At 71.6% G+C, this 14,137-nt stretch carries 15 protein-coding genes; 6 read left to right on the forward strand and 9 right to left on the reverse strand.

The features are described from left to right. Positions 1 to 89: 89 nt before the first annotated feature. A complete protein-coding gene (locus EXE48_RS00585; protein WP_137710574.1) occupies positions 90 to 2,411 on the reverse strand; it encodes an alpha-amylase family glycosyl hydrolase in 2,322 nt (773 codons plus the stop codon). A 104-nt stretch (positions 2,412 to 2,515) separates the two neighbouring features. Here EXE48_RS00585 and EXE48_RS00590 point away from each other — a divergent pair, with 104 nt between their 5' ends. Further along, on the forward strand, positions 2,516 to 4,633 hold the full coding sequence (locus EXE48_RS00590; RefSeq protein ID WP_137710575.1) for a DUF7997 domain-containing protein: 2,118 nt from the start codon (positions 2,516 to 2,518) through the stop codon (positions 4,631 to 4,633). 363 nt (positions 4,634 to 4,996) lie between these two features. Here the strand turns inward: EXE48_RS00590 and EXE48_RS00595 are convergent, their stop codons facing one another. The 5 genes from EXE48_RS00595 to EXE48_RS00615 form a co-directional block, all read right to left on the reverse strand. Next, on the reverse strand, positions 4,997 to 5,398 hold the full coding sequence (locus tag EXE48_RS00595; RefSeq protein WP_053771733.1) for a hypothetical protein: 402 nt from the start codon (positions 5,396 to 5,398) through the stop codon (positions 4,997 to 4,999). Between the two features lie 231 nt (positions 5,399 to 5,629). Then, positions 5,630 to 5,815 carry a DUF7511 domain-containing protein gene (locus EXE48_RS00600; protein WP_137710576.1) on the reverse strand — a complete coding sequence of 62 codons (186 nt, stop codon included), beginning with the start codon at positions 5,813 to 5,815 and terminating at the stop codon, positions 5,630 to 5,632. 95 nt (positions 5,816 to 5,910) lie between these two features. Further along, positions 5,911 to 6,729: an imidazole glycerol phosphate synthase subunit HisF gene (gene hisF, locus EXE48_RS00605; RefSeq protein WP_121599249.1), complete on the reverse strand. Its 819-nt coding sequence runs from the start codon at positions 6,727 to 6,729 to the stop codon at positions 5,911 to 5,913. A 46-nt stretch (positions 6,730 to 6,775) separates the two neighbouring features. Beyond that, a complete protein-coding gene (locus tag EXE48_RS00610; RefSeq protein ID WP_121599248.1) occupies positions 6,776 to 7,783 on the reverse strand; it encodes a glycosyltransferase family 2 protein in 1,008 nt (335 codons plus the stop codon). Positions 7,784 to 7,889: 106 nt separating this feature from the next. After that, on the reverse strand, positions 7,890 to 8,162 hold the full coding sequence (locus EXE48_RS00615; protein ID WP_053771729.1) for a MarR family transcriptional regulator: 273 nt from the start codon (positions 8,160 to 8,162) through the stop codon (positions 7,890 to 7,892). Between the two features lie 151 nt (positions 8,163 to 8,313). Between EXE48_RS00615 and EXE48_RS00620 the strand changes: the two genes are divergently transcribed. Next, positions 8,314 to 8,706 (forward strand): PPOX class F420-dependent oxidoreductase, encoded by a 393-nt coding sequence (locus EXE48_RS00620; RefSeq protein ID WP_121599246.1) that lies wholly within the window; start codon positions 8,314 to 8,316, stop codon positions 8,704 to 8,706. Positions 8,707 to 8,806: 100 nt separating this feature from the next. After that, entirely contained in the window at positions 8,807 to 9,526 is a 720-nt protein-coding gene (locus EXE48_RS00625) for a class I SAM-dependent methyltransferase (RefSeq protein ID WP_053771727.1), read from the forward strand. 67 nt (positions 9,527 to 9,593) lie between these two features. Here EXE48_RS00625 and EXE48_RS00630 read toward each other — a convergent pair whose 3' ends face one another. Continuing rightward, positions 9,594 to 10,004, reverse strand: a complete 411-nt coding sequence (locus tag EXE48_RS00630; protein ID WP_053771726.1) for a TRAM domain-containing protein — start codon at positions 10,002 to 10,004, stop codon at positions 9,594 to 9,596. A gap of 116 nt (positions 10,005 to 10,120) precedes the next feature. Between EXE48_RS00630 and EXE48_RS00635 the strand changes: the two genes are divergently transcribed. Beyond that, the gene (locus EXE48_RS00635) at positions 10,121 to 11,041 is read left to right on the forward strand and encodes a dihydrodipicolinate synthase family protein (protein WP_137710577.1); all 921 of its coding nucleotides are present in this window, start codon (positions 10,121 to 10,123) and stop codon (positions 11,039 to 11,041) included. A 37-nt stretch (positions 11,042 to 11,078) separates the two neighbouring features. Here the strand turns inward: EXE48_RS00635 and EXE48_RS00640 are convergent, their stop codons facing one another. Then, positions 11,079 to 11,867: a YkgJ family cysteine cluster protein gene (locus EXE48_RS00640; protein WP_137710578.1), complete on the reverse strand. Its 789-nt coding sequence runs from the start codon at positions 11,865 to 11,867 to the stop codon at positions 11,079 to 11,081. A 112-nt stretch (positions 11,868 to 11,979) separates the two neighbouring features. Here EXE48_RS00640 and EXE48_RS00645 point away from each other — a divergent pair, with 112 nt between their 5' ends. Then, on the forward strand, positions 11,980 to 13,089 hold the full coding sequence (locus EXE48_RS00645) for an ATP-binding protein (RefSeq protein ID WP_053771723.1): 1,110 nt from the start codon (positions 11,980 to 11,982) through the stop codon (positions 13,087 to 13,089). Between the two features lie 48 nt (positions 13,090 to 13,137). Further along, a complete protein-coding gene (locus tag EXE48_RS00650; RefSeq protein ID WP_053771722.1) occupies positions 13,138 to 13,584 on the forward strand; it encodes a DUF5788 family protein in 447 nt (148 codons plus the stop codon). Between the two features lie 38 nt (positions 13,585 to 13,622). Here EXE48_RS00650 and EXE48_RS00655 read toward each other — a convergent pair whose 3' ends face one another. Then, positions 13,623 to 14,093, reverse strand: a complete 471-nt coding sequence (locus tag EXE48_RS00655; RefSeq protein WP_053771721.1) for a Rieske (2Fe-2S) protein — start codon at positions 14,091 to 14,093, stop codon at positions 13,623 to 13,625. Positions 14,094 to 14,137 lie beyond the last annotated feature (44 nt).

Consider the following 14,137-nt stretch of genomic DNA (forward strand, 5'->3'; position numbering starts at 1 on the left):
ACTTATATGGGTCGGTCCCGGGCGACCTCGCCGCGCCGCCGACCGGCGACGCCCGGTCCGTCACCGGAGCGCGGCGACGGCGTCGACCGCTATCGGAGCACGGCGACGGCGTCGACCGCGACCCGGACCTCGCCGTCGCCGTCACCTGCGACCGCGCTCCCGTCGCCGAACAGGTCCGCCTCGACCGGTCCGGGGACGGCGACGGTCGCCGGCTCCGCGGCGAAGTTGACGACGACGAGCAGGGGGTCGGCGTCGTCGCTCGTTCCGGCGTCACCGGCTCCCGCGCCCGCCGGCGGCGTCCGTTCGTAGGCGACCACGCGCTCGGCGTCGCCGTCGACGACGCGGGCGTCGGCCGCGCGACCGTCGAACGCCACACCGCCGCGGCGCAGGAGCGGTTCGGCGGCGCGCAGCGCGGCCAGTTTGCGGTGGAAGTCGGTGAGGTCGTTGTCGCCGTCGTGCCACCGGACCGGGCCGCGGTACGTCTCGTTGCCCCGCTCCTGGCCCGCGTAGATCATCGGCGCGCCGGGCAGCGTGAACGTCACGGCCGCGGCCGCGCGGAGCGCCTCGCGGCCGTGCTCCGCGAGGTACCGGTCCTCGTCGTGGTTCTCGACGTAGCGCATCTGCGCGGCGGGGTCGTCGAAGCCGAGCCACTCGACGCGGGCGAGGGCGGTCTCGACCGCGTCGGCCGGTTCCTCGCCCGCGCCGACGGCGCGGAGCGTCTCGTACAGCGACGTGTCGTAGTGGCGGTGGAACTCCCCCTCGCCGTAGAACGGGTCGTGGGGGAGCGTCTCGTCGAGCAGGAGGGTGTCGTCGGGGACGCGCGCGGCGACCTCCTTCCAGAAGCCGTGCGGGACGCCCCACGCCACGTCCGCGCGGAAGCCGTCGACGACGGCGGCCCACTCGTCGACCACGTCGAGCAGCCACTCGCGGACCGCCGGGCTGTCGTAGTTGAGGTTCGGGATGCGGCCCCACTCGAAGTAGTAGTCCGGGGCGTCCCCGTCGCCGACTTCGGCCCAGTCGATCCCCGTCACGTCGGCGGCCGCGTCGGTCCGCCGGTAGTGGTCGGCGTACGCGTCGACGCCCGCCGAGTGAAGCTGGAACGCGGGGTGGTCGCGGGAGGTGTGGTTGATCACGAGGTCGAAGACCACGCGGATCCCGGCGTCGTGGCACGCCTCGACCAGGGACTCGAACGCCTCGCGGGAGCCGAGGTCCGCGGCGGTGTCGTAGTAGTCGGTGACGTGGTAGCCGTGCTCGGTCGGCGACGCGAGGACGGGGGTGAGCCACAGCGCGTCGACGCCGAGGTGGTCGAGGTACTCGACCCGGCGCTCGATCTCCGCGAACGTCGTCGGGAGCGTGTCGCCCGCGAACGAGCGGACGAAGACCTCGTAGATCGTCGGCGACTCCGCCCACCCCGGCGTCGGGTTCGGGTCGCGCACCGCGACCGCACCGTCGCCGCCGGCCGCGGCGCCCTCCCGCTCGATCCGGACCGTCTCCGCGGCCCCGTACCGCTCGCCGTGCGGGACCGCGTGGATCCGGACATCGTCCGGGAGGTCGTCGAGGGGGACCGAGAGCGTCCGCCCGTCCGCCCGCGACTCGATCGCCGCGACCGTCTCGGGGTCGGCGTCGCGGTCGTCGACGAGGAACGTCGCGTCGAGCGCGTCCGGGTCACCGCCGCGCTCGACGTCGTCGACCGCGGGCGCGGGCTCGACCGCGGCGGTCAGGCGGAGCCGGTCGCTCGCCGCCGGGTCGTCGGCCTCGACGACCGACGCGTCGAGCGAGAGCCGCGGCCGACCGGGACCGGGCACCTCGCAGACGCCGTGGAACGCGGCCGAGCGATCGCCGTCGGGGACGAAGCCGAAGCCGTGGCCGCCCGGCGGGACGCGGACCGAGGCGACCCACTCGCCGCCGTCGCGCTCGGCGCGGTCGAGCGCGAGCCGGTTCTCGTTGTGGGGCCACAGCAGGGAGACGCGGTCGACTTCGCCGTCCTCGACGCCCAGGTCGTCGGCCGGGACGCGGATCTCCGCCCGGCGGCGCTCGTCGGGGAAGGCGCGGACGCGCTGCCGGTGGGTCCCGTCCGGCGCGTCGACCGCGAGGACGTAGGTGCCGGGGGCGTCGGGCGCGAGGTGGACCACCGGGTCGTCGTCGCGACCCGTCTCGCCGGCCCGCAGCACCGCCGCCGGACCGTCGGACCCGGCCGCGTCCGCTGCCGCCGAGCCGTCGGGGTCGACCGTCGTCGCCGAACTCGGCGGGCCGGTCGCGGTCGGGTCGGGGCCGTCGCCGGGGGAGAGGTCGCTGTCGGCGGGCGCGTCGCGGACGGTCCAGCGGTAGGTCCCGTCGGGGTCGGGACACCGCGGCGCCAGCTCGACGGGCTCGCCGACGCTCGTCGTTCGCGGGGGGCCGGGTTCGTGCACGCTCCGCCTCTCGTCGCGCCGCGGTTTGAGGGTTTCCGTTCTCGGAACGAATGAACAATAATCACACCAAAGATTCATATCGACCGGTGGCGTGTATTCGCGTAATGCAGCTCCGCGACGCCCTCGACGATTACAAGCGCCACGCCGGCGACGGGACGCGCTTCCCCGGCGAGCGGCGCACCGTCTCCGGCCGGTTCTCGGGCGGAAACGGCCGGCTCGTCCACGTCGGCGACGACGGCGAACTCCGCGACTTCGGCTACCCGCTCACCGGCCGGACCGGGCTCGTCCGGTCCCGGATCGGGCTCGCCGTCGGCGACGAGGTGGCCTGGCTCGACGAGGCCGAGACGAGCCAGCGGTACGTCGGCGACACCGCGCTGGTCGAGACGGTCCACGAGACGCCGCGCGCGACGGTGACCCGCCACGACCTCACGCTCGGCGACGCGCACCTCACCCGGGCGTCGGTCGAGTTCGCGGACGGCGACGTCGACCCGGCGGACGCCTCGCTCGTCGTCTACGCCCGCTTCGCGCCCGACGGCCGCGACGACCGCGTGGGACAGCTCCGCTACGACGACGCCGTCGAGGTGTACCACGCCGACGAGCGCGACTTCCTCGCGAGCGCGACCGGCTTCGCCGACCTCCGGGGCCAGCTCCCGGCGACGTTCCCCGAACTGCTCGACGACGACCCCACCGAGCTCCCGCGCGACCGCGACGGCGACCGCTACGAGGAGGAGCGCCTCTCCGGCGAGGTCATCGCCGACGTGCCGTTCGACGACGGGGTCGCGACCGTCGCCACGCTCCTGACGGACCGCGCCGAGACCGACCGCGAGGCGGCCCGCGAGCGCCTCGCCGACCTCTTCGCCGACCTCGACGACGTCGACGCGCTCGCCGAGGCGGCGGCCGACGCGCTCCCGTCGGTGCCGGAGTCGGCGCCCGCTCGCGAGTCGGTCGTCGCGGACCTGCGCGTCCTCTCGCTGCTCTCCGCGCCGTCCGGGCTCCGGATCGCGGGGCCGGACTTCGACCCCTACTACGAGCACTCCGGCGGCTACGGCTACACGTGGTTCCGCGACGACGCGGAGATATCCGGGTTCCTGCTCGGCGCCGCCGACGCCGTCGACCTCGACCTCGACGACTGGCACGCCCGCTCCGCCCGCATGTACGTCGACACGCAGCGCCCGGACGGCTCCTGGCCCCACCGGGTGTGGCCGCGGAACGGCGCGCTCGCCCCCGGGTGGGCGAACGCCCGCATCGAGGACGGCCCCGACGTGGACTACCAGGCCGACCAGACCGGCAGCGTCGTCGCGTACCTCGCCCGGGCGCGGGCGACGGGCGTGGACGTTGCCGGCCTCGACGCGACCCTCGTCGCCGCGCTCGCGGGGCTCGACCGGACGCTCGAACCCGACGGCCGCCCCGTCGTCTGTCAGAACGCGTGGGAGGACTCGGCGGGCCGGTTCGCGCACACCGCCGCGACGTTCCTGGAGGCGTACAGCGAGCTCGCGCGGCACGGCGAGGGGCTCAGCGTGGACGCGCTCGACGACCCCGACGCCGTGCCCGGCGCCGCGTCGCTGCCGGACGACCTCGCCGCGCACGCCCGCGACCGGGCCCGCGAGGTGTACGACGCGCTCGACGACCTGTGGGTGCCCGAGCGCGGCTGTTACGCCGTCCGCGAGACGCTCGACGGCGGCATCGACGACCGGCTCGACTCCGCGACGCTGGCGCTGGCGGCCGCGCACCGCTCGTTCGACGCGCTCGGCGCGGCGGACGGCGAGAGCGGCGCGGTCGACGACGAGCGCCTCGACCGGCTGGTCTCGCACGTGGAGACGGTCGTCGACGGCCTCTCCCACGAGACCGACGACATCGTCGGCCTGATCCGCTACGAGGGCGACGGCTGGCGCCGGGCGGACCAGCTCTCGGAGAAGGTGTGGACCGTCTCGACCGCGTGGGGCGCGAACGCCTGCGCGGAGCTCGCGGCCCTGCTCGCGGCGCACGACGACCCGCGCGCCGCGGAGATGACGGCCCGGGCCCGCGACCTGCTCGCGCACGTCTCGCCCGGCGGCTCCCTGTGCGAGCCGACGACGTACCTCCCCGAGCAGTTCTTCGACGACGGGACGCCCGACAGCGCGACCCCGCTCGGCTGGCCGCACGCGATCCGACTGGCGACGGTCGCGCTGCTCGACGACGAACTGCCGCAGTTCGCCGACCGCGCCGCCGCGGACGACGACTGACCGACACGCGGCGACTATTTCTCGATGAATCCTGAGCGGCGGCGCGTGCCTGCGAGCGGCCGGAGCGGCGGCCGCGAGGAGCACGCGCGAGGTCGCCGGCGCGTAGCGCCGCCGGCGAGACCGCAGGGAGCGTCGCGACCGAGGACCGCAGCGAGCTGAGGGAGTCGAGCGCGGCTGGGGCTTTGGCGGTGTTCGCCGCTCCACTCACGACGAGTTATAAATAAACGGCTCTGTTGAAATCCTATTCTTCAGACACATTACCGACTGAAACAGCCGGCCGATTAGAGCCTCGAATACGACATGGAACGCCTGTATTGGGAGTGGCCAGACCTCGACTGACCAGTTCAGTCTCCTCGTGAAGTCTCAGTCTGACCCAAACACCGCCCGGGTCAATGCACCACCGTAGGCAAGTCGTGAGCCGATCCACAGTGCACCGAGCGTGACGCCTATTGCCAAGAGGTCGGGAATCGGCTCTGGGAGGCGGCCGCTTGCTGTGCGAGCGAGTCGGCCCGCTAGAGAGAAACTGCCGAACCAAACTATTAAAAAAGCAACGTGCTGATGGAGAGACTTCTGTCGGCGTGCATGGCGGTAACCGACGACAAGAAAGCCCACGAGCAGCAGGACGGCTAGGATTAGGAAGGCGAGAGAGCGGAGTTGTCCATCGAGCGCAAACGCCGAGGGGATGCCGATCACCACGGCGAGAACGAAGATCGTCTGGGCGATAAGTCCGATATCTATCTCAGTATTGGAGGGCTGTTCGGACACAAATCGTGGTCACAAACGATGAAATATAAATATACTCCACATGACTAAAGTTTGTTCATCCGAATTGGTTGTATTCTACGACACCGACTAGTCCGTCTCTCTTGACGGCCACCGTTATCTAAGATACTTCGCTGAAATCACGCTCTGTACTGAGCGATTGGGGTGAAAACTATCAGCTGCGGAGGATTTCAACAGAGCCAAATAAACCCCAAAACCACGACAAAACCGCTCCTATCGCCACTCGTCGCGGGGCACGCAGTCGGACTCGCGGACCGTGATCCACCGCGTGGTCCGCTCGTCCGGGTCGACGTCCCGCTCGAAGAACGTCACCTCGCCGCCGTCGTCGCCGTCCGTCCGTTTACAGACGAGTTCGGGCGACCCGTCGCGAACACGCGCGGATGACGTGGACGTGGACATACGTCACGATTCGCGCTCGGTCGGATAATAACTGTTGGTTTCAGTCGCGCAAAAATAGAAACTACGAACGTAGTTACTCCCGCGCCGGGCCGCGCTCAGCGCCGCACCGGGACGCCGCGTTCGTCGAGGTACGCCTTCGTCTCCTCGATGGAGTAGTCGCCGAAGTGGAAGATGGAGGCCGCGAGCCCGGCGTCGGCGTTCGCCTCGGTGAACACCTCGTACATGTCCTCGGGGCTGCCGCACCCCGACGACGCGATGAGCGGCGTCGACACGGCCTCGCCCACGGCCTTCATCAGCGGAACGTCGTAGCCGTCCTTCGTCCCGTCCTTGTCGATGGAGTTGACGAACAGCTCGCCCGCGCCGCGCTCCTCGGCCTCCTTCGCCCACGAGACGGCGTCGATGCCGGTGCCCTCGCGGCCGCCCTTCTTCGTGCACTCGAACCACACCGTCTCGCCGTCCTCGTCCTCGTAGAAGTGGTCGCCCTCGTCGTCGTACCGGCGGCGGGCGTCGACGGAGATGACGATGCACTGGCTGCCGAACGCGGCCGCGCCCTCCTCGATGAGCTCGGGGCGTTCTAAGGCGCCGGTCGTGATAGACACCTTGTCCGCGCCGGCGCGGAGCGTCTCCTTGATGTCGGCCTTGGTGCGGATGCCGCCGCCGACCGTCAGGGGGATGAAACACTCGTCGGCGACCGCGTTCACCACGTCCAGCATCGTCTCCCGCCCCTCGGCGCTGGCGGTGATGTCGAGGAAGACGAACTCGTCGGCGCCCGCCTCGTTGTACTTCTTCGCCAGTTCGACGGGGTCGCCCGTGTACTCCAGGTTTTCGAAGTTGACGCCGGTGTACACCGCGGCGTCGCCGTCGTCGTCGAGGTCGACGTCGATACAGGGGATGATGCGCTTCGTGAGTCCCATTCGTTGGCGAAGCGTAGGCCGCGCCGTCGGTTAAAAGGCGCGGGGCTCACTCGGCGCCGGTCGCGTCGGCCGCCTCGCCGGCCGGCGCCCCCTCGCCGCGGCCCCCCGCGTCCCGTCGGTCGTACTTCGCGACGGCGCGGTCCGCGCGCGTCGAGACCCCGTTCGGGTTCTTGGCGGGGCTCCGGTCCCGCCGTCGCGCGACGATCCCGTCGGAGGCGCCGCCGGTGAGCCCGACGATCACGTCGCGACCCGTCGCGGCCCAGCGCGAGGGGGTCGACTCGCCGCGGACGACGTCCCGCGCCGCGGAGAGGGCGTCGCCGGCCGCGTGGGATCCCGCCCGGAGGAGGACGGTCGGCCGCACGCCGTAGTTCTTCAGGAGGCGATAGGCGAGCCCGCGGTACTTCCAGCCCCACTCGTGGGCGCTGCGTCCGCCGTCCGCGGCGGTCGGAGTCGGCAGTTCCTTCCGCGCGGCCATCTCCGGCCGCCACGCCACTTCGCGGTCCATGCGCGCCAGTCGGTGGGCCGCGTCGCGCGCGCCGCCGACCCGGAGGTACTCGTCGAAGCCGTCGAGGTCGCGGAGGGCCTCGGGCCGGAACGCGACGTTCCCTCCCTCGAAGTAGGTGACGTCCCGGCCGGCGATCCGGTTGCGCTCCGGTTCGCTCGGATCGTCGACCTCGTCGACCGCGCGGTCCGCGTCCGTCTCGCTGGGCGGGATCGGGGCCACCGGGCCCGAGACCACGGGGGCCGCGTCGAGGCCGTCCGCGACCGCGTCGCGCCACCCCGGCTCGATGCGGTTGTCGTAGTCGACCAGCGCGACCGCGTCGCCCGTCGCCACCTCGATGCCGGCGTTGCGGGCGACGTTCACCGTCCGGTCGGAGATCTCGACCAGCACGTCGACGTCGTCGCGGTCGCGAACCATGCCGGTCGTGCCGTCGGCCGAGGGGCCGTTGACCACGATAACCTCGGCGTCGGGGGCGCTAGCCGCCAGCGCGTCGAGGCAGGCGGCCAACCGGTCCCGACCGTTGAGCGTCGGGACGACGACCGAGAGGTCCATACGACCCGTTATCGGGGCGAGGAGGTAAAAAGGGCAACGTGTGCGTTCGATCGGCCCGACCCGACGCCGCGCCGACCGCGGCCGGCGATAACGGTCCGAGGACCGCTCAGATCGTCAGGTAGTACACCTGCTTGCGCGCGTCCTTGAAGCTGTACCGCGAGTCGACGAGGCCTTCCTCCTCGAGGCGGTTGAGCGCGTAGCGGACGGTGCGGTCGGGCAGCAGCGACTCCTCGGCGAGGCCGCCCTGCGAGAGGGGCGCGTCCCCCTCCAGTACCTTCGCGACGAGCTTCGCGCTCGGGGGAAGCTCGCGCAGGCGGTCGCGATACTCGCTCTCCGACAGGCGGTCCTGGTCAGCGGTCTCCGCGGGACTGGTACTCATGTCTCACACGAATTCCGTGGGTAGTGGTAAAGGTTGGCTACATATAGGGGAATCCGCCTGTGATAATATAATGTGTTAATATCACTCTTCGGCTCGCTCTCATACACGATCGATCAGGCGTGTTTTCCGGCGCCGGCCCGTACGCCGGCTCGTGATCCCCGAGTCCCACGTCGACATCCTCGAAGCCGAGTCGTACGCCCACTTCGCGACCGTCGGGCCCGACGGCCTCCCCCACGTCACGCCGGTCTGGGTCGACCACGAGGACCGCGAGTACGTCCTCGTGAACACCGCCCGCGGGCGACGCAAGGAGCGGAACGTCCGCGACAACCCGAAGGTCGGCGTCAGCGTGCTCGACCCCGACGACCCGTACCGCTACGTCTCCGTCCGCGGCGAGGCCGAACTGACGGAGGAGGGCGCGCGCGCCCACATCGACGCGCTCGCCCGCCGGTACTTCGACGTCGACGAGTACCCGCACCACGACGAGGAGGAGGGCGCCCGCGTGATCGTGAAGATCCCCGCCGAGAACGTCGCCACGAGCGGGTGACCGGCGACCGCCGTCGGAGCGGTCCGGACCGCCCGCACCGAGGCCCGCGCCGGACCGCTTCCAGTACGGTTTTGTCGGTCCGGCGTCCACCACGGACAACGTGAAGGGACAGGACTGGTACCAGGCCGACGAGGTCGCCGAGGAGTACGACGACGTCCGCTTCTCCGGCGGCGGACAGCTCATCGACCGCCGGGAGAAGGAGGCCGTCCTCGCCGCGTTGGGACCCATCGATCCAGGTCACCGCGTGCTGGAGGTCGCCTGCGGCACCGGGCGGTTCACGACGATGCTCGCCGACCAGGGCGCGGACGTCGTCGGGCTCGACGTCTCCCGCGAGATGCTCGAACAGGCCCGCGAGAAGGTCGCCGCCGCCGGGCACGCCGACGCCGTCGAGTTCCTCCGCGGCGACGCCTCGCGGCTCCCGTTCCCGGACGACCACTTCGACACGGTCGTCGCGATGCGCTTCTTCCACCTGATGGACGACCCGGTCCCGTTCGCGAAGGAGCTCCGCCGGGTCAGCCGCGATCAGGTGTTCTTCGACACGTTCAACAGCCGTAGCCTGCGGACGCTGTACACTTGGCTGCTCCCGATGGGCTCCCGGCTCTACTCGGAGCGACAGGTCGCCGCCATGCTCGGCGACGCGGGCCTCACGCTCGCGAACGAGGAGCACGACTTCGTGCTGCCGTACGGCTTCTACCGCGAGCTGCCGGGCGCGGTCGCGCGGCCGTTCCGGGCGCTCGACGAGCTCGCGGGCGACACGGTCCCCGGCGACTACGTCGCCTCGGTGTCCTACTGGGACGCCAGGGTGCCGGACGAGGAGTGAGCGGCGCGCCGCCGCTCGTCGCCTGTCCCGTCGTCAGAAACCGCCGCCGCCTCGCTTCGCCGCCGCTTCAGCCCGCTTCCTCGACCACTTCGCCGACGGCGAAGTTCGACTTCACTTCGGTCACTTCGATCTTCACGCGCTCGCCGACCTCGGTGTCGGGGACGATGATCACGTAGCCGCGCTCGACGCGGGCGATCCCGTCGCCCTGCTTGCCGAGGTCCTCGATCTCGACGTACCGCATCTCGCCGGGCTCGACCGGCGGCTGCGGTCCGTCGTCGTTCCGGGAGGGGGCGGCGTCGGCGTCGTCCGTCGACGCCGCGGTTCCGTCGCGGGCGACGAGCGCGACGCGGTACGTCTCGCCCGGCTCCAGCGACCCGGTCTCGATCTCTCGGTTGGGCACGTCGACGACGTACTCGCCGTCGTCGGCCTCGCGAACTTCCGCGCTGAACAGACAGAGGAGCTTCTCGGAGATTTCCATAGTAGACTCCATCGGAATCTGGGAGCGGGTCAGTATAGTTGTACCGCCGACACTGTTAGGCGACGGGAGCGGGGCAGGCACCAACGCCTTTGTCGGCACCGGTCGAAGGGCCGTCCATGCCACTCTTCGATCTGCCGCACGCAGCTGTCTCGCCGCCGATAGTGACGCCGTTCGTCCCCGACGGCGACGCCCCCGGCGGCGAGGTCGACGCCGACGCCCTCGCGAGCCACGTCGACGCGCTCGTCGAGGCCGGGATCGACGGGGTGGTCCCCTGCGGGACGACCGGCGAGTTCGCGAGCCTCGACGACGGCGAGCGGCGGACCGTGATCGAGACCGTCGTCGACGCGGCCGACGGGCGAGTCCCGGTCATCGCCGGCGCGGCCGACACCGCCGTCTCGCGGGTCAGAGACCACCTGTCGGCCGCCGCGGCGGCCGGGGCCGACGCGGGGCTCGTCACGCTCCCGTACTACCACACGTCGACGGACCCGGACGGGCAGCGCGCGTTCCTGGAGGCCGTCGCCGACGACGCCCCGCTCCCGATCCTCCTGTACGACATCCCGGCGACGGTCGGCGAGGGCATCGACCTCGACGCGCTCGCCGACGCGGCGAGCCGCGAGTCGGTGATCGGGATGAAGGACACGACCAGCGACCTCACCGGCCTGGAGGCGAAGGTCGGCGGGACGCCCGACTCCTTCGCCGTCTTCCAGGGCGTCGACGCCCAGCTGTACCCGAGCGCGAGCCTCGGCGTCGACGGCGGGATACACGCGCTCTCGCAGGCGATCCCGGAGGTGTTCGACGCGCTCGGCGAGGCGATCCGCGCCGGCGACGACGAGCGGGCACTGGCGCTCCACCGCCGCGCGGTCGCGCCGCTTTTCGCCCGCTGCGCCGACCACGGCTTCGCGCCGGCGACGAAGGTGGCGGCGGCGCACCGCGGCTTCATCCCCGACCCGGCGGTGCGCCCGCCGCTCACGCTCCCGGACGAGACCGCCCGCGAGGCGATCCGCGACGACGTGGACGCGGCGCTGGACGTGGTCTGATCCGCGAGAAGCCGGACCGCGGACCCGCAGCCGGCCGCTACTCCCCGCCGATCGGCGTCCCGTCGGCCTCTTTCGGTCCCTCCGAGTCGAAGACGACGACGTCCCCGTCGGCCCGCTCGCGCGCTCCGGGGTCGTAACTGTCCCGGACTCCGATCGCCTCCTCTAACTCGCGCACCGCGCGCTCCTTCAGCGCGGCCGCGAGCTCCTCGGCGTCCTCTCGGGAGATGTCGCGACCGAGCCCCTCGCACTCGTGGGCGCGGACGACGCCCGCCTCGTCGACCGCCTCGCCCATCGGCTGGCTCGTCCCCTCCAGGGCGACGCTGAACGGGTACGTCCGGCAGATGAGGGGCCGCGCGTCGTGGACGGTACAGGCGCCCTCCCCGCCCGACTCCTCGTAGAAGGTACAGTCGCCGCAGCCGTCGGTCGCGAGCGCCCACTCGAACGTCTCGCCGGTCGGGTCGCCGCTCCTGTCGGCGTCGAGGCCGAACGGCATCGGCCGCGCCACGTCGCGCCAGTCGTACGCCTCGCCGAACTCGTCCTCGGCGGCGTCGGCGACGCGCCGGACCTCGTCCGGGAAGACGGTCGCGGTGTGCGGCTCGCGGTCGGCGGCGCCGTCGCCGTGGCAGTCGGGGGTATCGCCGTCGCCGTCTGAGCCCCCCTCGTCTGCCCCCTCTCCCGCGGGCGCGCCCCCCGGCTCGTCGGGGGCGTAGCCGGCACAGCAGCCGCCGCAGCGCGTACACTCGAACCCGATGGACTCGATGGCGTCCGCCAAGTCCGCGACCGCGAGGTCGCGGGCGGCGTTGAGTTCGGCTTCGAGCGACTTCATGTGTTACCCCTTCGTGACGCGCGCGAAAAACCCCGACGGTCCCGAGCGAACCGGAGCGATATATATCCCTCTTAGCAAGCCCCATGACCGGGCGGGAGACGAGTCAACACGTATGGCCGCGAAGCCGCACGCGCGACTGCCACCGGCGTACGACTCCCTCCGGGTCGGTATCGCGCTGTTCGACGTCGCCGACGGTACCGTAGAGAGCGCGAACGACCGCTTGGAGTCGCTCGTCGGGTACTCGACCGCGGAGCTCCGCGGGCTGTCAGTCGGTCGATACACCGCCAACACGTACCGCTTCTCCGAGTCGGAGTTCGCCGACCGCCTCCGCGAGGCCGCCGCCGGCGGCTCGCCCGAGTTCACGTGGCGGATCAAGCGGCGTGACGGGGAGTTGGTCTGGGTCCGCGTCTCGCTCTCCCCGTGGTCCGGCGACCGGGGGCTGGAGAACGACGCCGACCGACGAACAGACGGCGACGGAGAGCGCGAGACGGGCGCGAGACGGGTCCTCGCCGAGGTGCGCGACATCAGCGAGCACTACGCTGCGAGCCGGCGCGAGGCACTGTTCTGGCGCGTGCTCCGACATAACCTCCGGAACGAGGCGAACAAGATCATCGGGTACACCGGCGAGATCCTTCGGACGACCGACGACGACGGCGTTCGCGAGGCTGCCGCGGATGCGCGCGAGGCCGCGGTGGGGCTCGGCGGCGTCGCGACCTCGGTCAAGGAGATCCAGCAGGCCGTCAGTCGGTCGGAGCCGCCGCGTTCGCACCGACGGGCCGCCGCCGCCGCGCGCGACGTCGTCGCCGCGCTCGAACCGTCGTACCCCGACGCCGAGTTCGTCGTCGACGAGCGCAGACCCATGTGGATCCACGTCGACGCCGCGTTCGACCACGCGCTTCGCCACGCGGTCGAGAACGCGGTCCGGCACGCTGACGAGCCGGACCCGACCGTCGAGGTGACCGTCCGCCCGTCGCCGAACACGGGGCGCGTGGAGATCCGCGTCGTCGACGCCAACCCGCACATCCCGGAGGCCGAGGTCGACGCCCTCGACGCGTTCGGCGAGGTGACGAACACCCGCCACGGGACGGGCGTCGGCCTCTTCGTGATGAAGTGGTGTATCGAGTCGCTCGGAGGAGAACTCGAGTTCGAGCGCCGAGACCCCCGCGGCAACGTCGTCCGGCTCTACCTCCCGGCGAGGGAGCGGCCGGCGCCGTCAGGCTGACGGCGCCCAGCGAAGGAGCGAAGTGCGCCCGCGACCTACCGATCGGCCGTGAAGGAGTTCGAGCGAAAACAGCTCCTGGAACGGGTCGAACGGGAGTCGTCGACGATCGGCGTCGACATCCCGGAGTCGATCGAGATCCAGGGGGAGGCGATCGACCTCCGGTCGTTCGTCTTCGAGATCAAGCGGCGCGACTCGGTCCCGCCCGGCGAGCGCGACCGCGTCGAGCGCGCCAAGCGGAACCTCCGCCGCGAGCGGCTCGACCGCCTGGCGCCGATCGAGGACAACGAGGTGAGCTACGAGGAGGGCGAGCGGCTGGCGGCGTCGGTCATCGGCATCGACCGCGCGCTGGAGGCGTTGGAGGGGCTCGACGCGCCCGACCCGGAGACCGAGGCCAAGCGCCAGGAGGCCGCCGACCAGAAGCGCTGGATGAACTTCCTGAAGAAGGCACTCGGGCGCGAGGACGCCGGCGGCGGGAGCGGTCGCACGCGGTTCTGACCGCCGGCGAGGGGGCGGTCGCGGCCCCCCGGCCGCGCTCAGTTCCCGGTGAAGTCGATCCGCGAGCCGCTGCCGTCGCCCTTCCCCGCGGAGGGGCCGAGCCGGACGAACTCGTAGGCGTCGTCGTCGAGGTACACCGCGCCGTCCGCGACCGTCACGCCGACCGATTCGAGGACGGCGCCCTCGCAGGGCCCGAAGTTACAGTTGCCGCCGTCGGCCTCGAACGTGGCGCCGTGCGTCTGACAGAACACCTCGCCGTTGCGCACGAACGCCCCGTCGTCCTTGTCGAGGCGCACGTCGGTCCAGTGCTGGCAGTAGTTCCGGAACGCGCTCACCTCCCCGGCGGCCCGCGTGAGGATCGCCTCGACCTCCGGGGCGTCGCCCTCGCCCTCGCCGAGGTCGCCCTCGCCCTCGTCGACCGTCTCGGGGTCGACCGGGCGCAGGGTCGCGAGCAGCGTGCTCTCCTCCGGGACCTCCTCAACGCCGGCGATCCGACGGGTCTCGTCCATATCGTCCGGTGGGATGGGGCCGATTTGAACGCTGTGGTCCCCCG

Source organism: Halorubrum sp. ASP1, assembly GCF_005435135.1.
Taxonomy (GTDB): Archaea; Halobacteriota; Halobacteria; order Halobacteriales; family Haloferacaceae; genus Halorubrum; species Halorubrum tropicale.